At 53.5% G+C, this 25,991-nt stretch carries 26 protein-coding genes; 8 read left to right on the top strand and 18 right to left on the bottom strand.

The window, feature by feature from the left end; all coding sequences use genetic code 11:
- Window positions 1-18: 18 nt before the first annotated feature.
- The 6 genes from nuoF to lrhA all read right to left on the bottom strand — a co-directional run bounded on the left by nuoF (window position 19) and on the right by lrhA (window position 6,447).
- The gene (gene nuoF, locus BJP35_RS19585) at window positions 19-1,356 is read right to left on the bottom strand and encodes an NADH-quinone oxidoreductase subunit NuoF (protein WP_014170996.1); all 1,338 of its coding nucleotides are present in this window, start codon (window positions 1,354-1,356) and stop codon (window positions 19-21) included.
- On the bottom strand, window positions 1,353-1,853 hold the full coding sequence (gene nuoE, locus BJP35_RS19580) for an NADH-quinone oxidoreductase subunit NuoE (protein ID WP_014170998.1): 501 nt from the start codon (window positions 1,851-1,853) through the stop codon (window positions 1,353-1,355). The genes nuoF and nuoE overlap by 4 nt, the downstream gene beginning before the upstream one ends.
- A gap of 2 nt (window positions 1,854-1,855) precedes the next feature.
- On the bottom strand, window positions 1,856-3,658 hold the full coding sequence (gene nuoC / locus BJP35_RS19575; protein WP_014170999.1) for an NADH-quinone oxidoreductase subunit C/D: 1,803 nt from the start codon (window positions 3,656-3,658) through the stop codon (window positions 1,856-1,858).
- Window positions 3,659-3,747: 89 nt separating this feature from the next.
- Window positions 3,748-4,422, bottom strand: coding sequence for an NADH-quinone oxidoreductase subunit NuoB (nuoB, locus tag BJP35_RS19570; RefSeq protein WP_003861482.1), 675 nt, complete (start codon window positions 4,420-4,422; stop codon window positions 3,748-3,750).
- Between the two features lie 15 nt (window positions 4,423-4,437).
- Complete coding sequence (gene nuoA / locus BJP35_RS19565) at window positions 4,438-4,878, bottom strand: NADH-quinone oxidoreductase subunit NuoA (protein ID WP_014171000.1); 441 nt, start codon at window positions 4,876-4,878, stop codon at window positions 4,438-4,440.
- Between the two features lie 630 nt (window positions 4,879-5,508).
- Window positions 5,509-6,447 (bottom strand): transcriptional regulator LrhA, encoded by a 939-nt coding sequence (lrhA, locus tag BJP35_RS19560; RefSeq protein WP_025203584.1) that lies wholly within the window; start codon window positions 6,445-6,447, stop codon window positions 5,509-5,511.
- A 941-nt stretch (window positions 6,448-7,388) separates the two neighbouring features.
- Here lrhA and alaA point away from each other — a divergent pair.
- Both alaA and yfbR read left to right on the top strand, forming a co-directional pair.
- Window positions 7,389-8,603, top strand: coding sequence for an alanine transaminase AlaA (gene alaA / locus BJP35_RS19555; protein ID WP_047742974.1), 1,215 nt, complete (start codon window positions 7,389-7,391; stop codon window positions 8,601-8,603).
- A gap of 93 nt (window positions 8,604-8,696) precedes the next feature.
- Complete coding sequence (yfbR, locus tag BJP35_RS19550; protein WP_014171003.1) at window positions 8,697-9,296, top strand: 5'-deoxynucleotidase; 600 nt, start codon at window positions 8,697-8,699, stop codon at window positions 9,294-9,296.
- 40 nt (window positions 9,297-9,336) lie between these two features.
- Here the strand turns inward: yfbR and BJP35_RS19545 are convergent, their stop codons facing one another.
- The 4 genes from BJP35_RS19545 to yfbV form a co-directional block, all read right to left on the bottom strand.
- On the bottom strand, window positions 9,337-11,169 hold the full coding sequence (locus BJP35_RS19545; protein ID WP_047742976.1) for an SLC13 family permease: 1,833 nt from the start codon (window positions 11,167-11,169) through the stop codon (window positions 9,337-9,339).
- Between the two features lie 75 nt (window positions 11,170-11,244).
- The gene (locus BJP35_RS19540; protein ID WP_047742977.1) at window positions 11,245-11,904 is read right to left on the bottom strand and encodes a sugar phosphatase; all 660 of its coding nucleotides are present in this window, start codon (window positions 11,902-11,904) and stop codon (window positions 11,245-11,247) included.
- Window positions 11,905-11,915: 11 nt separating this feature from the next.
- The gene (locus BJP35_RS19535) at window positions 11,916-12,410 is read right to left on the bottom strand and encodes a YfbU family protein (RefSeq protein ID WP_020883140.1); all 495 of its coding nucleotides are present in this window, start codon (window positions 12,408-12,410) and stop codon (window positions 11,916-11,918) included.
- 92 nt (window positions 12,411-12,502) lie between these two features.
- Entirely contained in the window at window positions 12,503-12,958 is a 456-nt protein-coding gene (gene yfbV / locus BJP35_RS19530; protein ID WP_025203582.1) for a terminus macrodomain insulation protein YfbV, read from the bottom strand.
- Window positions 12,959-13,295: 337 nt separating this feature from the next.
- On the opposite strand from yfbV, the gene ackA reads away from it, so the two are divergent.
- Entirely contained in the window at window positions 13,296-14,498 is a 1,203-nt protein-coding gene (gene ackA, locus BJP35_RS19525) for an acetate kinase (protein WP_086463497.1), read from the top strand.
- Between the two features lie 76 nt (window positions 14,499-14,574).
- Window positions 14,575-16,716 (top strand): phosphate acetyltransferase, encoded by a 2,142-nt coding sequence (pta, locus tag BJP35_RS19520; protein ID WP_014171009.1) that lies wholly within the window; start codon window positions 14,575-14,577, stop codon window positions 16,714-16,716.
- A 44-nt stretch (window positions 16,717-16,760) separates the two neighbouring features.
- On the opposite strand, the gene BJP35_RS19515 is transcribed toward pta, so the two are convergent.
- From BJP35_RS19515 to BJP35_RS19495, 5 genes are all read right to left on the bottom strand, one after another.
- Window positions 16,761-17,714, bottom strand: a complete 954-nt coding sequence (locus BJP35_RS19515; protein ID WP_014171010.1) for a transketolase family protein — start codon at window positions 17,712-17,714, stop codon at window positions 16,761-16,763.
- Window positions 17,707-18,537, bottom strand: a complete 831-nt coding sequence (locus BJP35_RS19510) for a transketolase (protein WP_014171011.1) — start codon at window positions 18,535-18,537, stop codon at window positions 17,707-17,709. The genes BJP35_RS19515 and BJP35_RS19510 overlap by 8 nt, the downstream gene beginning before the upstream one ends.
- A complete protein-coding gene (locus BJP35_RS19505; protein WP_020883137.1) occupies window positions 18,534-19,925 on the bottom strand; it encodes a PTS ascorbate transporter subunit IIC in 1,392 nt (463 codons plus the stop codon). The genes BJP35_RS19510 and BJP35_RS19505 overlap by 4 nt, the downstream gene beginning before the upstream one ends.
- A 21-nt stretch (window positions 19,926-19,946) precedes the next feature.
- The gene (locus BJP35_RS19500) at window positions 19,947-20,219 is read right to left on the bottom strand and encodes a PTS sugar transporter subunit IIB (protein WP_014171013.1); all 273 of its coding nucleotides are present in this window, start codon (window positions 20,217-20,219) and stop codon (window positions 19,947-19,949) included.
- A gap of 79 nt (window positions 20,220-20,298) precedes the next feature.
- Window positions 20,299-20,742: a PTS sugar transporter subunit IIA gene (locus tag BJP35_RS19495; protein WP_047742981.1), complete on the bottom strand. Its 444-nt coding sequence runs from the start codon at window positions 20,740-20,742 to the stop codon at window positions 20,299-20,301.
- A 238-nt stretch (window positions 20,743-20,980) separates the two neighbouring features.
- Here BJP35_RS19495 and BJP35_RS19490 point away from each other — a divergent pair, with 238 nt between their 5' ends.
- Entirely contained in the window at window positions 20,981-22,000 is a 1,020-nt protein-coding gene (locus BJP35_RS19490) for a LacI family DNA-binding transcriptional regulator (protein WP_047742983.1), read from the top strand.
- 3 nt (window positions 22,001-22,003) lie between these two features.
- Here BJP35_RS19490 and yfcD read toward each other — a convergent pair whose 3' ends face one another.
- The 3 genes from yfcD to yfcF are packed head-to-tail and all read right to left on the bottom strand — an operon-like array spanning window position 22,004 to window position 23,864.
- The gene (gene yfcD / locus BJP35_RS19485; protein ID WP_014171016.1) at window positions 22,004-22,558 is read right to left on the bottom strand and encodes an NUDIX hydrolase YfcD; all 555 of its coding nucleotides are present in this window, start codon (window positions 22,556-22,558) and stop codon (window positions 22,004-22,006) included.
- 55 nt (window positions 22,559-22,613) lie between these two features.
- Window positions 22,614-23,165, bottom strand: coding sequence for a phosphodiesterase (yfcE, locus tag BJP35_RS19480; RefSeq protein ID WP_014171017.1), 552 nt, complete (start codon window positions 23,163-23,165; stop codon window positions 22,614-22,616).
- A 54-nt stretch (window positions 23,166-23,219) separates the two neighbouring features.
- Window positions 23,220-23,864 carry a glutathione transferase gene (gene yfcF, locus BJP35_RS19475; protein ID WP_025203578.1) on the bottom strand — a complete coding sequence of 215 codons (645 nt, stop codon included), beginning with the start codon at window positions 23,862-23,864 and terminating at the stop codon, window positions 23,220-23,222.
- 140 nt (window positions 23,865-24,004) lie between these two features.
- Between yfcF and yfcG the strand changes: the two genes are divergently transcribed.
- From yfcG to BJP35_RS19460, 3 genes are all read left to right on the top strand, one after another.
- Complete coding sequence (gene yfcG / locus BJP35_RS19470) at window positions 24,005-24,634, top strand: GSH-dependent disulfide bond oxidoreductase (RefSeq protein ID WP_020883132.1); 630 nt, start codon at window positions 24,005-24,007, stop codon at window positions 24,632-24,634.
- 74 nt (window positions 24,635-24,708) lie between these two features.
- Complete coding sequence (gene folX, locus BJP35_RS19465; protein ID WP_020883131.1) at window positions 24,709-25,077, top strand: dihydroneopterin triphosphate 2'-epimerase; 369 nt, start codon at window positions 24,709-24,711, stop codon at window positions 25,075-25,077.
- Between the two features lie 13 nt (window positions 25,078-25,090).
- On the top strand, window positions 25,091-25,984 hold the full coding sequence (locus tag BJP35_RS19460; protein ID WP_047742988.1) for a TIGR01777 family oxidoreductase: 894 nt from the start codon (window positions 25,091-25,093) through the stop codon (window positions 25,982-25,984).
- Window positions 25,985-25,991: the final 7 nt, after the last annotated feature.

The raw sequence follows: 25,991 nt of genomic DNA, 5'->3' as shown, positions 1-25,991 counted from the left end.
GTTAATCAAAATTCTGTTTTACCAGCGCGCTTTCAGCAGGTTCGGCTGAATCCCATTGATGGCATGGGTATTGCTGAACGGCTGCTTGATGCCTGCTTCGAATTCGTCGCGGAAATATTTAATCGCGCTCTGCAGTGGCTCAACGGCGCCTGGTGCGTGGGCACAGAAGGTTTTCCCTGGACCCAGGAATCGACACAGTTGCTCAAGTGTCTCGATATCGCCAGGCTGGCCTTCGCCACGTTCGATAGCACGCAGGATCTTCACGCTCCACGGCAGACCATCACGGCACGGTGTACACCAGCCGCAGGACTCGCGGGCAAAGAACTCTTCGAGGTTACGCACCAGCGATACCATGCCGATCTCATGGTCGACGGCCATCGCCAGCGCCGTACCCAGACGGCTGCCTGCTTTACCAATGCTTTCGAATTCCATCGGCAGATCAAGATGGGCCTCGGTCAGGAAGTCGGTCCCTGCACCGCCTGGCTGCCAGGCTTTGAATTTCAGGCCATCACGCATGCCGCCAGCGTAGTCTTCAAGAATTTCACGTGCAGTGGTGCCAAACGGCAGTTCCCAGACGCCAGGGTTCTTCACGCGACCGGAGAAGCCCATCAGCTTGGTACCGGCATCTTTACTGTTCGAGATGCCCTGATACCACTCCACGCCATTGGCGAGGATTGCCGGGACGTTACACAGGGTTTCGACGTTGTTTACACAGGTCGGTTTACCCCAGACGCCAGAACTTGCCGGGAACGGTGGCTTGGAACGTGGGTTAGCACGGCGGCCTTCCAGGGAGTTAATCAGTGCGGTCTCTTCACCACAGATATAACGCCCTGCCCCGGTGTGCACGAACAGCTCGAAGTCAAAACCGGTGCCAAGGATGTTTTTACCCAGCAGGCCCGCTTCAGTGGCTTCGGCAATCGCGCGACGCAGGTTTTCAGCCGCTTCGATGTATTCACCGCGCAGGAAGATGTAACCCCGGTACGCTTTCAGCGCGAATGCGGAGATCAGCATGCCTTCCACCAGCAGGTGCGGCAGCTGTTCCATCAGCAGGCGGTCTTTATAGGTGCCCGGTTCCATTTCATCAGCGTTACACAGCAGGTAACGGATGTTCATGGATTCGTCTTTTGGCATCAGGCTCCACTTCAGACCGGTGGAAAAGCCTGCGCCGCCGCGCCCTTTCAGGCCAGCGTCTTTGACCGCACTGACGATGTCGTCCGGCGCCATGCCGCCCAAGGCTTTACGCGCACCGGCATAGCCGTTTTTGCTCTGGTATTCGTCGAGCCATACCGGCTGTTTGTCATCACGCAGACGCCAGGTCAGTGGATGAGTTTCAGCAGTACGAATTACAGTTTTCATTTGTACTGCTCCAGCAGGTCAGGAATGGCTTCCGGCGTCAGATAACTGTGAGTATCCTCATCAATCATCATGGTCGGCCCCTTGTCGCAGTTCCCCAGGCAGCAGGTTGGCAGCAGCGTAAAGCGGCCATCGAACGTGGTCTGGCCTGGCTTGATATTGAGCTTTTTCTCAATCGCTGCCTGAATGCCCTGATAACCGGTAATGTGACAAACCACGCTGTCACAGTAGCGGATCACATGGCGACCCACCGGCTGACGGAAGATCTGGCTGTAGAACGTGGCTACGCCTTCTACGTCACTTGCCGGAATGCCCAGCACTTTTGCGATCTCATAGATCGCCCCATCCGGCACCCAACCACGCTGTTTCTGTACGATTTTCAGCGCTTCAATGGACGCCGCACGCGGGTCTTCGTAGTGGTGCATCTCGTGCTCAATAGCGGCACGTTCTGCTTCACTCAGCTCAAAAGCCTCGGTTTGTGGTTGTTGATTCTCGTGCATAATTAGCGGTCCACATCTGACATAACAAAATCGATACTACCCAGATACACAATCAGGTCGGAGACCAGACTGCCGCGGATGGCGGACGGGATCTGCTGCAGGTGCGCAAAGCTTGGTGTACGCACGCGGGTACGGTAGCTCATGGTGCTGCCGTCACTGGTCAGGTAGTAACTGTTAATACCCTTGGTCGCTTCAATCATCTGGAAGGATTCTTGCGCCGGCATGACCGGACCCCAGGAAACCTGCAGGAAGTGGGTGATCAGGGTTTCGATATGTTGCAGCGTGCGCTCTTTCGGCGGCGGCGTCGTCAGCGGGTGATCCGCCTTGAACGGGCCTTCCGGCATGTTGTTGAGGCACTGCTCAAGGATGCGCAGACTCTGGCGCAACTCTTCAACTTTCAGCATCACGCGGGTGTAGCAGTCGGAAACACCGCCGCCAACCGGGACTTCGAAGTCGAAGTTCTCATAGCCAGAGTAAGGACGGGCTTTACGCACGTCGAAATCAATACCGGTTGCGCGCAGACCCGCACCTGTCGTACCCCACTCCAGCGCTTCTTTCGCACCGTAGGCTGCAACGCCCTGGGAACGGCCTTTCAGGATGGTGTTACGCAGTGCGGCTTTCTCGTAAGAAGCCAGACGTTTTGGCATCCAGTCGAGGAATTCACGCAGCAGGCGCTCCCAGCCGCGCGGCAGATCGTGTGCCACACCGCCGATACGGAACCAGGCCGGGTGCATACGGAAACCGGTGATGGCTTCTACCAGATCGTAGATTTTCTGACGATCGGTAAAGGCAAAGAAGACCGGGGTCATCGCGCCAACGTCCTGAATGAACGTGGAGATATACAGCAGGTGGCTGTTGATACGGAACAGTTCGGAGAGCATCACGCGGATGACGTTAACGCGATCCGGTACGGTGATACCTGCCAGTTTCTCAACGGCCAGCACGTAAGGCATTTCGTTTACGCAACCGCCGAGGTACTCGATACGGTCAGTATACGGAATGTAGCTGTGCCAGGACTGACGCTCGCCCATCTTCTCAGCACCACGGTGGTGGTAACCGATGTCCGGTACGCAGTCGACAATCTCTTCGCCATCAAGCTGAAGAATAATACGGAAAGCACCGTGCGCAGAGGGGTGGTTTGGACCGAGGTTGAGGAACATGAAGTCCTCGTTTTCCGTCCCGCGTTTCATGCCCCAGTCTTCCGGCTTGAAGGTCAGCGCTTCCATCTCCAGATCCTGCTTGGCTTTCGTCAGCTCAAACGGGTCGAATTCAGTTGCACGTGCCGGGTAGTCTTTACGCAGCGGGTGGCCGGTCCACGTCTGCGGCATCATGATGCGCGTCAGATGCGGGTGGCCGTCGAAGGTCATCCCGAACATTTCCCAGGTTTCACGCTCATACCAGTTAGCGTTCGGGAAAAGTTTAGTGATCGTCGGCAGATGCATGTCGTTTTCAGACAATGCCACCTTGAGCATGATATCCGTATTACGGTCTATTGAGATCAGGTGGTAGAAAACGGAAAAATCCGCAGCAGGGAGACCCTGGCGGTGCGTACGCAGACGTTCATCCATGCCGTGTAAGTCAAACAGCATGACGTAAGGTTTTGGCAATTTCTTGAGGAAATCGACCACTTCCAGTAATTGCTCACGCTTCACCCAAACAACGGGTACCCCGGTGCGGGTCGCCTGAACAGTAAAGGCATCCGGCCCAAAACGGTTGCGCAGTTCGCCAATGACAGGGTCATCCAGATGATCCCGTGTTTGCCAGGCGGCTTCTTGCGCGGTTAAGTCGGTCATATTGTTCACCATTGCAAATGGTCCGTGGTGACTGTAGGGCGTGGCTTCGCGCTATTTGAGTAGTGATATGCGAAGGTTTACTCCATGCCCACAGGCGCAAATTAAATTTCGTCAGGCGTACGCAGATTGGTTACTGCAATACGTTCGCCGCGTTTACGCTCGCGCTCAGACTGCATGTTGGCGCGGTAAACACCCTGATCGCCAACCACCCAGGAGAGCGGACGACGTTCTTTACCGATAGACTCCTGCAGCAGCATCAGCGCCTGCATGTAAGCTTCCGGACGCGGCGGACAACCCGGGATGTAAACATCCACTGGAATAAACTTATCTACGCCCTGTACGACGGAATAAATGTCGTACATACCGCCAGAGTTTGCACATGCGCCCATGGAAATAACCCATTTTGGCTCCAGCATCTGGTCATACAGACGCTGAATAACAGGTGCCATCTTGGTAAAGCATGTACCTGCCACCACCATCAGGTCAGCCTGACGTGGGGAAGCACGCAGTACCTCTGCCCCAAAACGCGCAACGTCATGCACCGCAGTGAATGACGTCACCATTTCAACGTAGCAGCAAGAAAGGCCAAAGTTGTAAGGCCAGATGGAGTTCTTACGACCCCAGTTGACCATATCGTGCATGGCATGCTCGAGTTTGCCCATGTACACGCTTTTATTGACTTCTTGCTCCAGGGGGTCGGTTACGATCTCCTGTTTTTGCAGGGGGTAACGGTCATTCTCACCGTTAGGATCTATGCGGGTGAGCGTATAATCCATCTTATTGCCTCGCTGTTACTGCTGACGATTAGAGATACTGTTTTCCGGGTTGATGTGTTCACGACGTGAACGCGCAGGCGTCCAGTCAAGCGCGCCAATACGCACCAGATAAACCAGACCGGCCAGTAACACTAAAATGAAAATTGCGGCCTCGACAAAGCCCACCCAACCACTTTCGCGGATGGAAGTTGACCATGCGAAAAGGTAAAGCGCTTCCACGTCAAAGATGACGAAGAACATGGCTACCAGATAGAACTTGGCAGACAGGCGTAAGCGAGCGGAACCTACTGAATCAATACCTGATTCGAAAGGTGTGTTCTTGTGCCTTGCACGGGCGCGACCGCCCAGGAACCAGCCGCCGACTAACATCAGGCAGCACAGGCCAATGGCTACAATAAGAAAGATTGCGAATGCCCAGTGATGAGCGATGACTTCTGTGGATGTTGACATACTCATTGCTTACTCATCAAAAGTGATACCTACGACACTGCTCTTGCTGGCAGATGGGCATCACATCGATTCATGGGGAGGAACGAAAAACCTTACACTAACTGTCAGAAATGAGACGTAGACAGCAAAATGATGGGGTTTTTTACTCCTTTCTATAACCTTTTGTCAACTTTAACAAAGGTTTCTTCACATTAAATTACATCGAGCGATTCTCATTAACATTTGGTGCCCTTTAACCCTGGTGGGTACCTGAGTTTACGTCAAATGCATGTTGTTGAATCGTGTCCGTTTTGGAAGTAAAAAAAATAACCCTCCTATTTTGACAGGATTTGCCAACGATTCCTCCCCCCAAAGAGGAGTATTTTCTTGATCTGAGACACGCTTTTGTTAATTCACCCAAAAAACCAGCAACATATTTCCTGTTTTATTAACATCGAGGCGAGCTGGAGGGAGACTGAACGGGAAACGCACAACATTTAAACAAAAGCATTTATCTTACTGATAAATAGAGACTATCCTGAAAATCCACGCGGTGATCGCGGTTATTACTGCCAAAAAAAAGCCACTGCAGGCGAAAATCGCGTGAGTGGCTTTTTTTTACATTTACAAATTGTTACCAGAATTTTGAGCTGTCGATCACTCAAAGTCCCCTTCAACGATCAGGGAATCATCCCCCCCTTCGGAGGTAACATGTTCGAACTGCCATGGATTATGGTAGTTTTCCATCGCCTCGAACACGACTTTCGCCAGTTCGTTATTGCTGGACGTATTGTGGCAGAGCAGATACTCCGTATCAGGCAAAGCAGGAAGACCATCTGATTTACCCAGTACGCGCAGATCCGGGCTCATCATTTCTACCGGACGGGCCGTTACCCCAAGCCCCGCTTTCACGGCAGCACGTACCGCTGGCAATGTGGAAGCCACATAAGCCAGACGCCATGGAATATTGGCCTCATTGAGCGCCGCCAGCACCATATCGCGGAACGGACTCGGATCATCCAGTAATACCAATGGAATTGGCTCACCTTTTTGCAGCACATATTCAGCAGCGCAATACCAATGGGTCGGAGACGTGCGCAACGTCAGGCAATTAAATTGCCCTGGACGGTGCGTGGTCACCACCAGATCGACCTTATTCTCATTTAACATCTCAATCATAAAAGCATTTCGTTTTACGCTAACGTCCAGCGCAAGCTTCGGATAAACCGAACTAATTCGATTGAGAAGAAATGGCAATATTGTGTCTGCTGACTCATCAGACGCACCTAACGTTAGCACCCCTTGCAGGTTGCTATACATTAATGACATACATGCTTCGTCATTAAAGCGAAGTATTTTCCTGGCATAACCCAGAAGCTGAATACCGTGTTCCGTTAAGAGCTTATTACGCCCGTGACGGGCAAAGAGCTCTTTACCAACCAGTTGTTCCAGCCGTTGCATTTGCTGGCTAACGGCGGACTGGGTTCGGCAAACGGCGGCAGCAGCAGCTGCAAAAGTGTTGAGATCGGCGACCGCAACAAACGTTCTCAGCAGATCGAGGTCGAGATTCATTATCGGACGATTTGCATTTATCATATCTTTTCACTTTCAGGTTGCTCGTGCGGAGCTGCCCGGGTTGAAGCTGTGTGTGTAACAGTTAAGCAATTCCCTCTGAAGGTTTTCCCTCGCATCCCGGCCCGGCAGACTGCCTGACAGATAGTTATTGTGCTGTTTTAATATCAACAGTCAGAAAGCACGTTTCATGACGTTATTTTTATTCTCTTAAACGTTCAGGATATTTAGATGTTTGCAGGTTTATGTAAATTCCATTAAGGGTGATACACCCTTTCTGCCATCTTTCTCGCAGTGCTGTCAACGTAGCAGGAGATGTTTAACCCATTCCGGCCAGAGATAACTCTAACAATAACAATCAATTAATTCAGAAAACCTGTTCCACAAATACAAAACATATGTATCTGTGCCCAGCTTTCCTGAAAGACATCTTAACCCAAATCCACTTTATTTATAAGTCTTATTGCAATATTGCGGATTTATGAGGGTTGTTAAGCTTCTCAACTAATTTTATTAAAATTAACTAAAGTTGCATTTTGTCGGTTAATAATAAATAAATTTTAATTTAGATTAAGGCCATTCATTAATAACACTTAACATTAATTTCACATGAGTAACTTTTAGCCAATGCACACTATTACAACGCCACGTAACGAAGCATTCAGGTTTTACGAAAGGTCACTCAGCGTAACTGCCACGCAGGTTGCGGATATTATTTATTTTTATCAGCACAATATACAACATTTATATTATTTAACAGCACAATAAACCTACTTTCACACCATTAACCTTACTTTACGTCAGTTAAATTGTTCGCTGATAGCGAAAAAGATTCACTCTATTTTCATTCACTCCACAAAATCTTCTCCTGCCCGCCCTTCAAAACGAAGCGAGGGGGGAGTACATTATTCCGTGCTGACTTCCACGGCAGGGAGTGGCAACAATCGCGAAAAGGTTAAAGGTTCATGTCCCCTATCGAAAAATCCAGCAAGCTAGATAACGTCTGTTACGACATCCGTGGCCCGGTTCTGAAAGAGGCTAAACGCCTTGAAGAAGAAGGCAATAAGGTTCTGAAACTCAACATTGGTAACCCTGCGCCATTTGGTTTTGAAGCGCCGGATGAGATTCTGGTTGATGTGATCCGCAACCTGCCCACTGCGCAAGGCTATTGCGATTCAAAAGGACTTTACTCCGCACGAAAAGCCATCATGCAGCACTACCAGGCGCGCGATATGCGTGATGTTACCGTTGAAGATATCTATATCGGCAACGGCGTCTCTGAGCTGATCGTGCAGGCCATGCAGGCGCTGCTGAACAGCGGCGACGAAATGCTGGTTCCCGCGCCGGATTATCCGCTGTGGACGGCGGCCGTATCCCTGTCCAGCGGTAAAGCCGTGCACTATCTTTGCGATGAGTCCTCTGACTGGTTCCCGGATCTCGATGATATTCGTGCGAAAATTACCCCACGCACGCGCGGCATCGTCATTATTAACCCGAACAACCCAACGGGCGCGGTCTACTCAAGAGAGCTGCTGATGGAGATCGTGGAGATCGCCCGCCAGCACAACCTGATCATCTTTGCCGACGAAATTTACGACAAGATCCTGTATGACGCGGCGCAGCACCACTCTATCGCCGCACTGGCTCCGGACCTGCTGACCGTGACTTTTAACGGCCTGTCTAAAACCTACCGTGTGGCCGGTTTCCGTCAGGGCTGGATGGTCTTAAACGGCCCGAAAAAACATGCGAAAGGCTATATTGAAGGGCTGGAAATGCTCGCCTCTATGCGTTTATGTGCCAACGTGCCGGCGCAGCATGCTATCCAGACCGCACTCGGCGGCTATCAGAGCATCAGCGAGTTTATCGTGCCGGGCGGGCGTTTATATGAGCAGCGTAACCGCGCGTGGGAGCTTATCAACGATATTCCAGGCGTCTCCTGCGTGAAGCCGAACGGCGCGCTCTACATGTTCCCGAAAATCGACGCGAAACGCTTTAATATTCATGACGACCAGAAGATGGTGCTCGATTTCCTGCTGCAGGAAAAAGTGCTGCTGGTTCAGGGTACCGCCTTTAACTGGCCGTGGCCGGATCACGTGCGTATCGTTACCCTGCCGCGTGAAGATGACCTCGAGATGGCCATCAGCCGCTTTGGACGTTTCCTCTCAGGTTACCACCAGTAATCTTAAAATCAGGCTACTTCGGTAGCCTGATTTGCATCTTGCCTCCCCTCCCCGCACAATGAAGTCTGTCGCAGTGAAGACAAAAGGTAACCTATGAGTCAGAGTCATTTCTTTGCCCACCTCTCCCGCCTTAAACTGATCAACCGCTGGCCGCTGATGCGCAATGTCCGCACTGAGAATGTGTCGGAACACAGTCTGCAGGTTGCGATGGTCGCTCACGCTCTGGCTGCCATTAAAAACCGGAAATTCAACGGGCAGGTTAACGCTGAGCGTATTGCCCTGCTGGCGATGTATCACGATGCCTCGGAAGTGCTGACCGGGGATTTACCGACACCCGTGAAATATTTCAACTCGCAGATAGCCCAGGAATATAAGGCCATTGAGAAGATTGCTCAGCAGAAACTGATCGACATGGTGCCGGACGAGCTGCGCGATATTTTTGAGCCGCTGATTGATGAGCATCAGTACACGGAAGAGGAAAAATTGCTGGTTAAGCAGGCGGATGCGCTATGCGCTTACCTGAAATGTCTGGAAGAGCTGTCCGCGGGGAATAACGAATTTCTGCTGGCGAAAACGCGTCTGGAAAAAACGCTGGAATCACGCCGCAGCGAAGAGATGGATTATTTCATGCAGGTGTTTGTGCCGAGCTTCCATTTGTCGCTGGACGAGATCAGTCAGGACTCCCCTCTCTGACGGTATGCCGGGTCGCGACGTCGCCACCCGGCTTCAGGGTTTAAAACGGGAACAGCACGGGAATCAGTATCACGCACACCACCATCACCAGCACGGTGAAGGGCACGCCTATCTTCACAAAATCACTGAATTTGTAATTTCCCGGGCCAAGCACCAGCGTATTGACCGGTGACGAGACCGGAGTCATAAACGCTGCAGATGCCGCCATAGCGACGATCATGGCAAACGGGTACGGCGAAACCCCCATTGATTTCGCCATCGCCAGTGCAATGGGTGCCATCAGGACGGCCGTGGCCGTATTGGAGATAAACAGGCCTATCGTGGCGCACATGATAAACAGGCAGACCAGCATCATGTAAGGCCCGTATCCACCGCCTGCGTCCATGAGTCCCTTGACGATCAAATCCACCCCACCGGTTTTTTGTAACGCCAGGGCAAAGGGCATCATCCCGACAATCAGAATGATGCTCGGCCAGTGAATGGCTTTGTAGGCACTTTCGGCATCAATACAGCGGAATTTCCCCATCAGAAGACAGGCGATAATAGCCGCAATAGGGTTTGGAATTTCGTCAGTCAGCATCAGTGCGACCATCAACACCAGGCAAAAAATCGCATGCGGTGCCTGGCTGTGCGCCGGAGAAGCATCGCTCTCTTCAACCGGCATATTAAGTACCACAAAGTCGCGGCCTTTCTGCCCGAGCTGACCGATCAGTTTCCAGTTGCCTACGACGAGGAAGATATCACCGAGCAGGATAGGCTCATCCACTACCGCCCCTTCCATCGCCACGCCTTCACGCTTTAAGCCCACCACGTTTAGCCCATAGCGGGTCCTGAAGCCGATTTCGCGCACGGTTTTACCCAGTAATTCTGATTCCGGGATCAGCGACACTTCGGCCATGCCGACATCCAGCGCCTGGTCTGAGAAATACTCCCCACGTAGCACCATGGGTTCCAGCAACTGTTCACTGCAAAACTCGCGCAAATCGACATCGGCGGTGGACATATCAATCAGCAAAACGTCGCGTGCACGGAATTCCGACACCCCGTTGACGTTAACAATCACCCGCCGAAAACGACGCCAGCGCTCTACGCCGATCACGTTCGCGCCATAGCGCTCGCGCAGCTTCAGGTCGTCAAGACGCTGGCCAATGAGGGGCGAGCCAGGGCGGATAGCCAGACGGCGCGCTCGCCCGGTCAGACGATACTCTTTGATCAGATCGCGGAAGGTCCGTCGTTTCCAGCCGTCTTTGCTTTTATCCTGTTTTTCCCCCTTTAGGGCAAAACGGGTTAACAGCATGTAGACCACACCCAGCACCAGAATCACCAGTCCAAGTGGGGTCACGCTGAAAAAGCTAAAGCCTTCAAACCCTTCGCGGATTAGCTCACTGTTGACGACCAGGTTCGGTGGGGTCGCCACCAGCGTCATCATCCCGCTGATAAGACCGGCAAAGCTCAGAGGCATCATCAGGCGCGACGGCGAGGTTTGCATCCGCATGGAGACGCTCAGCACCACCGGGATAAAGATGGCGACGACGCCCGTGGAGCTCATAAACGCCCCCAGCCCGGCAACCGTCAGCATCAGGTAGATCAACATTTTGGTTTCGCTGTTGCCGGCCACCTTGACCAGCCATGACCCCATAATGGTCGCCACGCCGGTGCGCACCAGTCCGTCGCCAATAATAAACAGGGCGGCAATCAGGATAACGTTGGGATCACTAAATCCGGAGAAAGCCTCCGGCAGCGTGAGCGTACCGCTCAGCACAAAGGCAACGATGACAAACAAGGCGATGGCATCCATGCGCACCTTGCCTGAAGCAAAGAGAAGGATGGCGATTAAAAGCAGGCTCAGGACCCAAATCAGTTCACCGTTCACAACATATCCTTGTCAGTGGAGGAGACAAAATTTTGCCATAAAAAAGCCCCAACAATGTGGGGCTATATCATGGGATTACATTTTAAGCGAGACGGTTACAACTCCGTCCGGTGCCTTCGCAACGTTGATGGCCGTCAGCGTGTTAAGCACCAGATCCGCCTCGTTCAGGCGGGGCGAACCCGCCGGAACGTTAACGGCGATGACGTGGCTTCCGGCGTTCAACCCCGCCAGGACGCCTGCTGCCGCATCCTCCACCACCACACAATCGGCTGGTGCCAGGCCAAGCAGTTCGGCACCGAGCAAAAAGGCATCCGGTTCAGGCTTGCCGCGCTTCACGCGCTCTGCCGTGATAAACACTTCGGGCGTCGGTAACCCTGCGGCCTTGTGGCGGGCATGGGCAACGGGCACCGAGCCGGAGGTGACGATCGCCCACGGGATTTGTGCTTCGTTCAGATGTTCAAGCAGTGCACGCGCCCCCGGCAGCGCTGTGATGCCATCCGTGTCGGTGGCTTCAATGTGCTCAAGATAGCTGAACTCCGCCTGAATCTCTTCCTCAGAACGTCCTGCTAAGAAGTGCCGCAATGAGGTTATGGCCTGTTTGCCATGGATAAAATTCAGTACTTCCTGATGGTCAATGCCATGTCTGTCCGCCCAATGGCACCATGAACGCTCCACAACCGGCAGCGAATCCACCAGCGTACCGTCCAAATCAAACAGAAAACCTCTACACTGCACAAGCACCTCCGTCAGGCATTAATAATTTGTTGAATCTCATTGTTACTTAAATGGTACTGGCGCGGGCAGGCGTGCCAGACGCTCAGCATGCGCTGATATTTTTCCCACATTGGGGTCTGCGCATTGAAGCCGTGTGTGCCCGCGTCAAAATGGGTATAGCGCCCTTCCGTGTTCACCATAAAACGCACATAGCTCAGATAACGCGCTTCCGTTGCGGCATCAAAGCCCAGGAAGGTGACGCGACGTTCGTCAATGGACTGCTGATCTTTGAGATTGGTCCAGGAAACATGCAGGGCGTGATACATCTCCATAATGTCGATCACGGTGCGGCAGGTTTCTTCTTTCATCTCACCAAACTCGCGGTCCAGTTCACGCATCTGCAAACCAAAGCCACGTTCGACGATTGTCTGCAGGCGGCTGTAGCGCTCAGCGTTATCGGGATCAAGCATAGTCATCATTTTGTACTGGTTGGACAAAATCAGACGTTGAGCATGGGTCATTTCCATCTTTCGACTCCTGTAGCGCATTGCACTGTAAAAAAAAGACACGGTAACGGTGAGTTACTGTGCCTTCTTTTATTCGTCGTTTCGATGATCAATCACAAGTCATCGAGGAATGTTTTGTCGAGTTGCTTAAAAGCGCGCTTGAGCGTGTCAGCCAGCGCCTGGTAATCGGGCTTGCCTTCGACCGGGGCAAGCGCCTGCCCGGCTTCCTCCAGTTTCCCGCGAACTTCATAAAACCAGTGTAAAATAGAAGGCGGGAGTGGCGTGATAGAACGTTTACCTAACCACCACAGACCCTGCATCGGCAGACTTAACGCGAAAAGTGCCGTCGCAACGGCCGGGCCAAGCTGCCCACCCAGCGCGATTTGCCAGCAGAGCGTAAAGATGGCGACAGGTGGCATAAAGCGAATCGCATAGCGCGTGGCGCGGATCGTGCGGTTCTCAATAAACATGGGCGCAAGGCGCTTTTCCATTGGCCACGTCTTTGCGTAATGCTGTCCCCGACGAAACAGACTGAAAAAATTCACGGACGGGTTCACTGGTGTCGACATGGCTGTACCTCAACTTCACATATAAAAATTAAAATTTTCGTGCAAAACCACAACAGGCTATGACAACGTTCAAAATATTTTGTCATCAGCACCCCGTATCGGGTATTCTGTGCCAGCCTGATAGGCCCTTAGACGAGAACCATTAACTCGTCAAATTATCGCATATTATGCCATTGGCTGAAAAATGTTCAAAATGGCATAAAATCATATGTATTTCTTCCATCATGCCACAATGTTCGTTTGGCATGATGTTAATCATAAATGTCTGAGTCATTATGCGTTACGCTTTTAGACTCCCTGACGTTTTTTTAGCCACGTATCAATAATAGGTACTTCCATGTCGAGTAAGTTAGTACTGGTTCTGAACTGCGGTAGCTCCTCACTGAAATTCGCCATCATCGATGCGCTCAACGGTGACGAATACCTCTCTGGTTTGGCCGAATGTTTCCATCTGCCTGAAGCACGTATCAAGTGGAAGATGGACGGCAGCAAACAGGAAGCGGCTTTAGGTGCAGGCGCCGCTCACAGTGAAGCGCTGAACTTTATCGTTAACACTATTCTGGCACAAAAACCAGAACTGTCTGCTCAGCTGACTGCGATTGGTCACCGTATCGTCCACGGCGGCGAAAAATACACCCGTTCCGTCGTTATCGACGAAACGGTTATCCAGGGCATTAAAGACTCTGCCTCTTTCGCACCGCTGCACAACCCAGCTCACCTGATCGGTATCGCTGAAGCGCTGAAATCCTTCCCGCAGCTGAAAGACAAAAACGTGGCTGTGTTCGACACTGCGTTCCACCAGACCATGCCGGAAGAATCTTACCTCTATGCCCTGCCGTACAGCCTCTACAAAGAGCACGGCGTTCGTCGCTACGGCGCGCACGGCACCAGCCACTTCTATGTGACTCAGGAAGCCGCTAAAGTGCTGAACAAGCCGGTTGAAGAAGTTAACATCATCACCTGCCACCTGGGCAACGGTGGTTCTGTTTCTGCTATCCGCAACGGTAAATGTGTTGATACATCCATGGGTCTGACCCCGCTGGAAGGTCTGGTGATGGGTACCCGTTCCGGTGACATCGACCCGGCGATCATCTTCCACCTGCACGACACCCTGGGCATGAGCATTGATCAGATCAACAAAATGCTGACCAAAGAGTCTGGCCTGCTGGGTCTGACCGAAGTCACCAGCGACTGCCGTTATGTTGAAGACAACTACGCAGAAAAAGCAGACGCTAAACGTGCAATGGACGTTTACTGCCACCGTCTGGCGAAGTACATCGGCTCTTACACTGCGCTGATGGACGGTCGTCTGGACGCGGTTATCTTCACCGGTGGTATCGGTGAGAACGCGGCAATGGTTCGTGAACTGTCCCTGGGTAAACTGGGTGTTCTGGGCTTCGAAGTTGACCACGAGCGTAACCTGGCTGCCCGCTTCGGCAAGTCTGGCTTCATCAACAAAGAAGGCACCCGTCCGGCTATCGTTATCCCAACTAACGAAGAGCTGGTCATCGCGCAAGACGCGCACCGCCTGACTGCCTGATTCCACACCGCCAGCAATGCTGGCGGTGCTGTTTTGTAGCCCGCCCCCTGTCGGCGGTAACGAAAGAGGATAAACCGTGTCCCGTACTATTATGCTGATCCCTACCGGAACCAGCGTCGGTCTGACCAGCGTCAGCCTTGGCGTTATCCGTGCTATGGAACGCAAAGGCGTTCGTCTGAGCGTCTTTAAGCCTATCGCCCAGCCTCGTGCCGGTGGCGATGCGCCAGACCAGACCACCACCATCGTGCGTAAGAACTCCAATCTGCCAGCGGCTGAACCGCTGAAGATGAGCCACGTTGAATCTCTGCTGTCCAGCAACCAGAAAGACGTGCTGATGGAAGAGATCATCGCCAACTACCACGCTAACACGCAAGATGCGGAAGTGGTGCTGGTTGAAGGCCTGGTCCCGACCCGCAAACACCAGTTCGCTCAGTCTCTGAACTTCGAAATCGCGAAAACGCTGAATGCGGAAATCGTGTTCGTCATGTCCCAGGGTACCGATAACCAGGAACAGCTGAAAGAGCGTATCGAACTGACCCGCAGCAGCTTTGGCGGCGCGAAAAATACCAACATCACCGGCGTTATCGTTAACAAACTGAATGCACCGGTTGATGAGCAAGGTCGTACCCGTCCTGACCTGTCCGAAATCTTCGATGACTCTTCTAAAGCGAAAGTGGTTAAAGTTGATCCGGCGACTCTGCAGGATTCCAGCCCGCTGCCAGTACTGGGCGTGGTGCCATGGAGCTTCGACCTGATTGCTACCCGTGCAATCGACATGGCGCGTCACCTGAACGCTACCGTGATTAACGAAGGCGACATCAATACCCGCCGCGTGAAGTCTGTGACCTTCTGTGCGCGTAGCATTCCGCACATGCTGGAACACTTCCGCGCAGGCTCTCTGCTCGTGACCTCCGCTGACCGTCCTGACGTGCTGGTTGCTGCGTGCCTGGCCGCGATGAACGGTGTGGAAATCGGCGCCATTCTGCTGACCGGTGCTTACGAGATGGATCCACGCGTAAGCAAGCTGTGCGAGCGTGCGTTCGCCACTGGCCTGCCAGTCTTTATGGTGAACACCAACACCTGGCAGACCTCTCTGAGCCTGCAGAGCTTCAACCTGGAAGTGCCGGTTGATGACCATGAGCGTATCGAGAAAGTGCAGGAATACGTTGCGGGCTACATCAACGCAGACTGGATTGAATCCCTGACGGCGACCTCCGAGCGCAGCCGTCGTCTGTCTCCTCCGGCCTTCCGTTACCAGCTGACCGAGCTGGCGCGTAAAGCGGGCAAACGTGTTGTTCTGCCAGAAGGCGACGAACCACGTACCGTTAAAGCGGCTGCCATCTGTGCAGAGCGCGGCATCGCGACCTGTGTGCTGCTGGGTAACCCGGATGAAATTAACCGCGTTGCTGCCTCTCAGGGCGTTGAGCTGGGTGCAGGTATTGAAATCGTCGACCCGGAAGTGGTTCGCGAAAGCTACGTTGCACGTCTGGTTGAACTGCGTAAGAGCAAGGGCATGACCGAAGCCGTTGCGCGTGAGCAGCTTGAAGACAACGTTGTGCTGGGCACGCTGATGCTGGAGCAGGACGAAGTTGACGGTCTGGTTTCCGGTGCGGTTCACACCACGGCGAACACCATCCGTCCACCGCTGCAGCTGATCAAAACGGCGCCAGGCAGTTCTCTGGTGTCTTCCGTGTTCTTCATGCTGCTGCCTGAACAGGTTTACGTTTACGGTGACTGTGCGATCAACCCGGATCCAACTGCAGAGCAGCTGGCTGAGATTGCTATTCAGTCTGCCGATTCCGCGATTGCCTTCGGTATTGAACCTCGCGTGGCAATGCTCTCCTACTCCACCGGTACTTCTGGTGCAGGTAGCGATGTAGAGAAAGTCCGTGAAGCGACGCGTCTGGCGCAGGAAAAACGTCCTGACCTGATGATCGACGGTCCACTGCAGTATGATGCCGCGGTTATGGCTGACGTTGCGAAATCCAAAGCACCGAACTCACCGGTTGCGGGTCGCGCTACCGTGTTCATCTTCCCGGATCTGAACACCGGTAACACCACCTACAAAGCGGTACAGCGTTCTGCAGACCTGATCTCCATCGGGCCAATGCTGCAGGGTATGCGCAAACCTGTGAACGACCTGTCCCGTGGCGCGCTGGTTGACGATATCGTCTACACCATCGCTCTGACCGCGATCCAGTCTTCACAACAGCAGTAATACGTTACTGACTAAAAAGGCGACCCGAGGGTCGCCTTTTTTATTTACAACAACTCCCTCGCCGCCGACACAATGTCGTGTGCCGTCAGGCCATACTCCTTCTGCAGGAAGTCCTGTGTCCCCACCTGGCCGTAACGCTCCTTCACGCCCACCCGACGCATCGGCACCGGACAGGTTTCCACCAGCACTTCCGCCACTGCCGATCCCAGCCCGTTATGAATGCTGTGGTTTTCGCAGGTCACGACACGTCCGGTTTTCTCGGCGTAGTTTTTCACCAGCATCCGGTCAATCGGCTTAAGGGTAAACATGTCGATCACCGCGGCGCTGACGCCCTCCTGTTCGAGCTGACGCGCCGCTTCAAGCGCTTCCGCCACCATAATGCCGTTGGCAATCAGGGTGATATCACTGCCTTCGCGCAGTACGTTGCCCTTGCCAAGCGTAAATGTCGAACCCGGCGCATACACGCTCGGGGCCTGCTTACGGATGGTACGCACCCAGTAGAAACCTTCGAGGTCAATAAGCTGGCGCAGTACATCTTCAAACATCACCGCATCCGTTACCTCCAGCACCACCGAATGGGCAAGCCCCCGCACGATGCCCATATCTTCAAACGACATATGCGTGCCGCCGTTATGACAGGCCGTCACGCCGGCATCTGAAGCAATGACCTTCACATTGTTACGCTGGTAGTCCAGGGACATAAACAGCTGGTCGAAACAGCGACGGCTGGCGAAGGCGGTAAAGGTATGCACGAACGGCTTGCGTCCGGTCAGCGACAGCCCCGCCGCCGTCCCCATAACGTTAGCTTCCATGATGCCGCAGTTAATCACATGCTGCGGATAATCACGTGCCACGCCATCCATCGCCATTGAGCTCATCAGATCCGCCTCGAGGGCGATAATGTCGCTCCCGGCTTCAATCTGCTGTGCCACAAACCCCGCGTAGACTTTACGCATCTCAACGGCGTCTTTCTGACCTGCAGGTGCAACCTTAATCATGTGAAGCCTCCAGTTGGCGAATCGTCTCGTTGAGGGCCGCCTTGCTCTCGGCGGTTAATCGCAGATGGTGCGAGTTACTCAGTTGCTCCAGATACGGCACGCCCTGCCCTTTGATACTGTCGAGGATCACCACCAGCGGGCGAGCATCCGCCGCCGGAACCAGCGATGTCACCTCCAGCAGTGCCGGAATGTCATCTCCTTTCACCGTCACCACGTCAAACCCGAAGGCACGGAATTTTCCTTCCAGATCGAACGCACAGATAATGTCGTCGAGTTCGCCATCAAGCTGCTGTTTGTTCCAGTCAACGAATACCGTCAGGTTATTCAGGCGATGGTGTGCAATAAACTGGAACGCTTCCCAGCACTGCCCTTCGTTCAGCTCGCCGTCGCCGACGATACAGAAAACCCGGTTGGGGCGTCCCGCCAGCTTATGCGACAGCGCCATTCCACCGGCGATGGAAATCCCCTGCCCCAGCGAGCCGGTGGTGGCATCCACCCCGCGCGTTTTTAGCCGATCCGGATGGCTCGGCAGACGCGTACCGTTCTGGTTCAGCGTGCTCAGCTCTTCCATCGGGAAGTAGCCTTTGATCGCCAGGGTACTGTACAGCGCGGGACCAGCATGTCCTTTTGACAAGACAAAGTAGTCACGCTCTGGCCAGTCCGGGTCGGCCGGGTCAATTTTCATCACTGCGCCGTACAACACGGCCAGGGTTTCAACAACCGACATACTGCCGCCGTAGTGACCAAAGCCCAGCTGGGTCAGCATTTTCAGCGTTTCAAGGCGGATCTGACGCGCCAGATGGGTTATCTCATTCTCATTCATGATTTGGCTCCGGTGTTTTCCTGCGCGTTATCGCCCGCAGATTTGTTTTTAGCGAACACGTTGTACGCCACCAGCAGTGCGAACAACGCCACAACAAGGCCGGTGATGGCAAGCGGCGACAGGAAGCGCGCCAGGTTACCCAGCACAATCCCGACAGCGCCAAAGTCAGCGTCCGAGAACGTGGTATTGGCAAATCCAATTGCCCCCAGCACCGGCAGCAGCAGAACCGGCAGGAAGGTGATCAGCAGGCCGTTGGCAAACGCACCAATCATCGCTCCACGACGCCCCCCGGTGGCGTTACCAAACACGCCCGCGGTAGCGCCGGTGAAGAAGTGCGGCACCACACCAGGCAGAATCAGCACCCAGCTGAACTGCCCACAGATAAACAGACCCACCAGCCCGCCAAGGAAGCTGAACAGGAAGCCAATCAGCACCGCATTTGGCGCATACGGATAGACAACCGGGCAGTCCAGAGCCGGACGTGCATTCGGCACCAGTTTTTCAGAAAAGCCGGTAAAGGCCGGGACGATTTCCGCCAGAATCAGGCGCACACCCTGCAGGATGATGAACACCCCCGCGGCGAACGTGATGGCCATGATGATGGCATAGACCAGGTAGTTCTGACCGCCGCTAAAGGTCGCCTCAACGTAGTCACGCCCGGCGCTCACCGCCATGATCAGGTAGATGATCATCATGGTCAGCGAGATGGAGATAGAGCTGTCGCGCAGGAAGCTCAGGTTCTTCGGCAGGTTCATCTCTTCAGTTGAGCGAGAGCCTTTGCCGAACTTGCTGCCAATCCAGCCGGAGAGAACATAGCCCAGGGTACCGAAGTGACCAAAAGCAATGTCATCGTTGCCGGTAATGCGCTTCATGTAACGCTGCGCCAGCGCCGGGAAGAAGGCCATTACCAGACCGAGGATCAGCGACCCGGTAAAGACCAGACCAACGCCCTCAAAGCCCGCCACGGTGAGGATGACCCCAATCATGCATGCCATGTAAAAGGTGTGATGCCCGGTCAGGAAGATATACTTCAGACGCGTAAAGCGGGCGACAATGATATTTGCCACCATACCGAATGCCATAATCAGCGCGGTAGAGGCACCGTATTTCTCCAGCGCAATGGAAACAATTGCCTCGTTATTGGGAATAATGCCCTGAATATTAAAGGCGTGTTCAAACATTCCGCCTAACGGATTTAATGACCCAACCAGCACCGTGGCCCCGCCGCCAAGTACAATAAAACCGAGTATGGTTTTAATAGTCCCTTTCACCACATCAGAAAAAGATTTCTTTTGAGCGACCAGGCCAATTAAGGCTATTAAGCCCACCAGCACCGACGGGACTTTTAATATATCAACAACGAAATTCAGCGTTTCAAGGATAAACATATCCACCTCGCCTTATCAGGATTATTGTCTGTCGAACCAGGCGCGGAGCTGCGCTTCGAGTTCGTTGATATCAATGATGTTGTTGATCACCACCAGCTGGCTTTCCGGCACGCTGGCACTGGCGGCAATGTCCTTCGCCATCACGAAAAGATCGGCGGCACCCGGCGTTGCCGAGGAGAGATCCGAGTGTTCAACGTCGGCGTCAATGGCCAGCTTCTTGAGCACCTTTTTAATATTCATTTCGACCATAAAACTACTGCCCAGGCCTGAACCGCAAATAGCCATAATTTTCATTGTTGTCCCCTTTTTTTGAGTAGAGCACGCCCCATCACGCTAAACGTAATGTTGTGATAAATCGGATGAGAGAATTAAATCAGAAGCGGTCAATAATCGTTTTAATATCCTCCAGGGTATTCGCCTGATGCAATTCAGCCATATCGTCGTCGCTGGAAAATAATTCAGCGAGGGCAGAGATCATGTCGATGTGACTGTGTTTATCCGGCGCCGCGAGCATAATAATAACATCCACGGGATCGAACTCGCCGGCACCAAAAGAGACTCCCTTTTTCAGTTTTAATAATGAGAGGCCTAATCCTTTGGCCCCCTCTTCCGGCCGCGCATGCGGCATGGCCAGCCCTGGTGCCAGCACATAATAAGGTCCTAATGCATGATGCTGCTCAATGATGGCCGTCACGTATTCCGGGCCAATCACCTGCAGATCCAGCAACGGTTTCGCGCATATTTCCAGCGCCTGCGGCCAGCTTTCCACGCTCTTCTGCAGCGTGATGGTTGTATCATATATCCACTTTTTCAGCATTTCTCCGTCCCGCCACAATGCAAAAGATGAGCAAACTTTATTCAACACATCCCTTATTGACTGCGATCGGGATCACAAAGATAGCGCTACCAATCGCTAACATTCAGAAGTGTGATAGCGCTATCAAATTGTAATCATGGTGTGAATTCACAGCAAAAAAAGGGATTTAAGGCGTATACTGCGTTTCACGTGAAACGAAGGATGATAATAAAAACGCGTCTGGTCAGCAGGAAGGTGTATGTCTCTAACCCGAAAACGGCGCAGTACCGGTAAAGTGACACTCGCCGATGTCGCACAGCTTGCCGGGGTGGGCACGATGACCGTGTCCCGTGCACTCCGCACGCCTGAACAGGTTTCCGATAAACTGCGAGAAAAAATAGATGCCGCTGTACAGGAATTGGGTTACATGCCTAATCTCGCTGCCAGCGCGCTGGCCTCGGCATCGTCATGGACGATTGCGATGGTCGTTCCTAATCTCTCCGAATCCGGTTGCTCGGAGATGTTCGCCGGGCTTCAGCAGGTGCTGCAGCCTGCCGGATACCAGATCATGCTGGCCGAATCACAGCATCGACTCGAGCAGGAAGAAAAATTGCTGGAGACGCTGCTGGCCTCGAACATTGCCGCTGCGATTTTGCTCAGCGTTGAACACTCCGATACTGTCCGCCACTGGCTGAAAAACGCGTCCATTCCGGTTATGGAGATGGGGGCCATGCGCGCCGATCCTATCGATATGAATATCGGGATTGATAACGTCGCGGCGATGTACGAACTGACGGAGATGGTTATTAAGCGTGGCTACCAGAATATTGGCCTGCTGTGCGCTAACCAGGAGCAGTGGATTTTCCAGCAGCATTTACAGGGCTGGTACAAAGCGATGCTTCGCCACCATATGTCACCAAACCGGGTGATTAACGCCGCCATGCCACCGAGTTTTTCCACGGGTGCGGCGCAACTGCCGGAGTTCCTGCTGGCGTGGCCGGAGCTGGATGCACTGGTGTGCGTGTCGGATGAACTGGCCTGCGGGGCACTTTATGAATGCCAGCGTCGGCGTATAAAAGTACCGGACGATCTGGCCGTGGTGGGTTTTGGCGATAGCGACGTCAGCCGGGTCTGTCAGCCACCGCTGACGACCATGGCTGTGCCACATCGTAAGATTGGGATTGAAGCGGGACGCGCGTTACTGGAACGTCTGAATGATGGAGACTGGCGCGATCATAAACCTATCGCGTCCAGCCTGTGTCTGCGGGAGAGCTGTTGAGGCTTACTCCGCCTCTTCCTCTTTTTCCGCTTTCGTGGATTCGTTTTTAGCGTTGCGGGTCATCCACAGCGCCAGCGCTTTTAACGAATCCGGGGTGAACTCGTCGCAACGCGCGGTAATTTCTTCCGGCGTCATCCAGTTCACTTCGCTCACTTCTTCTTCCTGCAGGGCGAACGGGCCATGGGAAACGCAGCTAAACAGCCCGCCCCAGACGCGGCAATGCTCGTCCTCGAAATAGAACTGACCATGCTCGGCAAACGGCACGCCGGCAATCCCTAACTCTTCTTCCGCTTCACGACGAGCGGAGTCCAGCAGAACTTCATCCGCCTGAACAACGCCGCCTGCAGTTGCATCCAGCATACCAGGGAGAAAATCTTTGGTGTCCGTGCGGCGCTGAACCAGAATTTTGCCCATCCCGTCATGCACAACGATGTATGTCGCACGGTGACGCAGACGCTCCGCGCGCATTTGTTCGCGGCTGGCCTGCGCGATCACTTCATTCTCTTCGTTGACAATGTCAACCCACTCTGTACTTGCCAAATGACTCTGCTCCACCATCGGGAAACCTTCTCGTCTAAGCGCTCTTTCGGCGCGTTTGCAGTTGAGGTGTAACTTACGGATTAATCGCTATTTGCGCAATAACTTGCTGATCATTAAGTGCGATTACGCTTAACGTATTCTCATCGAGCATGCCATAGCTTGCTGGATTTCCACCTTTCGGTATGCTGACCGAACCGGGGTTAAAGTGATACATCTCGCCGCGTTTTTCTGCCACCGGAATATGAGTATGACCGTAAACCAGGACATCGCCAGCCGCCAGTGCCGGGAGATTTTCCGGGCTAAAAAGATGACCATGGGTCAGGAACAGACGGCTATTTTCCATCAGCACCTGTTGCCAGGGGGCAGTGATGGGAAAATCCAGCAACATCTGGTCCACTTCACTGTCGCAGTTACCGCGAACGGCGATAATGCGCGAAGCATACTGGTTGAGTTTTTCCGCTACCTGCGCCGGTGCATAGCCTTCCGGAAGCGCATTGCGTGGACCATGATTTAACACATCCCCCAGAATCACCAGCCATTGCGCCCCGCTTTGAGCAAACAGAGAAAGAACACGCTCGGTCGCGGGCAGCGAACCATGGATATCAGACGCAAACATCAGTTTCATCAGTCACTCCCTGGAAATCAGACTGCCCTATCATACCTGAAGCGTCAGGCTATATCAGCCCGCCCGCTTAGCGGAGAGTGCCACATAGCGCTGCACTGAGGCGCGTTGCCACTGAAACGCGGCATAATCCACCAGCAGCTGAGGCACCTCATCTCCATTGAGGATCAGACGGTTCAGCATCAGCGCCAGATCGGTATCGGCAATACACCACTCGCCGAATAAATTCGGATTACCATGAGCCAGCAGAGAAGACGCGGTATCGATCAGTTTTTGGGCACTGGCCGCACCGTCTTTACTCAGCGCCGGTTTTTTCACCCCGGCAAACACCACATCCGTGGAGCGTTCCACGCGAATCGGCACCAGATCGCTGCGCAGCCACGCCTGGATCTGACGTGCGCGGGCACGTTTTTGCAGATCGTGAGGGTAGATGCGCTCCCACTCAGGTGGTGCGAACCGCTCTTCCAGATACTCATCGATCGCCGACGATTCACTCAGCGCGAAGCCATCAATGTCCAGCACCGGCACGCGACGGGTCAGGGCGTAGCCCTGCCACTGTGGTTTCAGATGTTCACCGCCGTCCAGATCCACCGTCTTTAGCGTAAATGACAGTCCTTTTTCGGCCAGCGCCACATACGCGCTCAGAACATAGGGAGAAAAGAAATCTGCATCGGACCATAACGTGATTACGGGCTGGTTCATAACATCCTCATCGGCTGATTGGTTTTCATTCAACATATAATCTCTTTGCCTCGCTGTCACTTGATGAAAACTCACGATTTACAACAACCACCTATACTCATTTTTCATGGCGTCACTATTTTCACTGACAGGAGTTGAGAATGATCGACCTTTATTATGCCCCTACCCCGAACGGCCATAAGATCACCCTCTTTCTTGAGGAAGCCGAACTGGATTACAGGATCATTCGCGTGGATATCAGCAAAGGCGATCAGTTCAGTCCTCTCTTTCTGGCTATTTCGCCAAACAATAAAATCCCGGCCATTATTGATAACCATCCTGCCGATGGGGGCAAGCCGTTGAGCCTGTTTGAATCCGGAGAAATATTGCTCTATCTGGCAGAGAAGACAGGCAAATTGCTGAGCGGAGAGCTGCGCGAGCGTCACCACACGCTGCAGTGGCTTTTCTGGCAGACGAGCGGTCTGGGGCCGATGCTCGGACAAAACCACCATTTTACCGCCTACGCACCGCAGCCGATTCCTTATGCTATCGAACGCTATCAGGTGGAAACCCAGCGGTTATACGGCGTTCTGAACCGTCGGCTGGAGAAAGCACCGTGGCTCGGCGGGGATCATTACAGCATCGCCGACATTGCCTGCTGGCCCTGGGTGAATACCCATGAAAAGCACCGCATTGACCTGGCGTCTTACCCGGCGGTGAACAACTGGTTTGAACGAATCCGCACGCGTCCGGCCACCGAACGCGCCATGCAAAAAATCCAGCAAATTTAAGCCGGTGGCTGGTGTGTGCCGGAGAGGCTCTCATGTATTATGTGAAGGAAATTCTGACACGGAGAAGACCTGCAATGTCACAGCATGACGCTATTATTCGTATAAAAAATTTACGCCTACGCACCTTCATCGGTATCAAAGAGGAAGAGATCGCCAACCGTCAGGATATCGTGATTAATGTGGTTATCCACTACCCGGCTGAGAAAGCGCGGGCCAGCGAAGATATTAATGATGCGCTGAACTACCGCACGATAACCAAAAAAATCATCCAGTACGTGGAAAACAACCGCTTCTCTTTACTGGAAAAATTAACTCAGGATGTGCTCGACATCGCACGCGATCATCACTGGGTCACTTATGCTGAAGTAGAGATCGATAAACTTCACGCCCTGCGTTACGCCGATTCCGTCTCGATGACGTTAAGCTGGCAACGCCAGGCGTAACCCTGGAGGTTGTATGAAGATTTTGCTGACCGGCGGTACCGGCCTGATTGGTCGCCATCTCATTGCGCGTCTGCAGGCGTTGCATCACGACATCACCGTGGTGACGCGCAGTCCAGAGAAAGCGCGCCAGGTGCTGGGCGCAGGTATCGACATCTGGAGAAATCTGGCCGAGCAGCAGAATCTGGACGGATTTGACGCCGTCATCAACCTGGCAGGCGAACCGATCGCCGATAAGCGCTGGACGGAAGAGCAAAAACAGCTCCTGTGCAGCAGCCGGTGGACCCTTACCGAGAAGCTGGTTGAGCTTATCCGCAACAGTCATACCCCGCCGTCGGTTCTCATTTCGGGTTCTGCCGTAGGGTATTACGGCGATCTCGGCGAGGTGGTGGTAACGGAAGAAGAGCCGCCCCACAACGAGTTCACCCATAAACTTTGCGCCCAGTGGGAGCGTATCGCCTGTGCTGCGCAAAGCGATCATACCCGCGTCTGCCTGCTACGCACCGGTGTGGTCCTTGCCTCGAAAGGCGGCATTCTGGCGAAGATGCTCCCCCCTTTCAGGCTCGGTCTTGGCGGGCCAATCGGCAATGGCCGTCAGTATCTGGCGTGGATCCATATCGACGATATGGTCAACGGTATTCTCTGGCTGCTGGATAACGATCTGCGCGGGCCGTTTAATATGGTTGCGCCCTACCCGGTGCGAAACGAACAGTTTGCCCATGCTCTCGGACATGCCCTGCATCGCCCGGCGATTTTGCGCGTGCCTGCTACGGTGATCCGCCTGATGATGGGTGAAGCGTCCGTGCTGGTGTTAGGCGGGCAACGGGCCCTGCCAAAACGGCTGGAAGCGGCCGGGTTTGCGTTCCGCTGGTATGACTTAGAAGAGGCGCTGGGGGATGTGGTGAGATAATGTTACA

It is taken from the genome of Enterobacter sp. J49 (assembly GCF_002148625.1).
GTDB lineage: Bacteria > Pseudomonadota > Gammaproteobacteria > Enterobacterales > Enterobacteriaceae > Enterobacter > Enterobacter ludwigii.
Note: the sequence above shows the minus strand (reverse complement) of the source record. Positions and strands in the feature narration are given on the sequence as shown.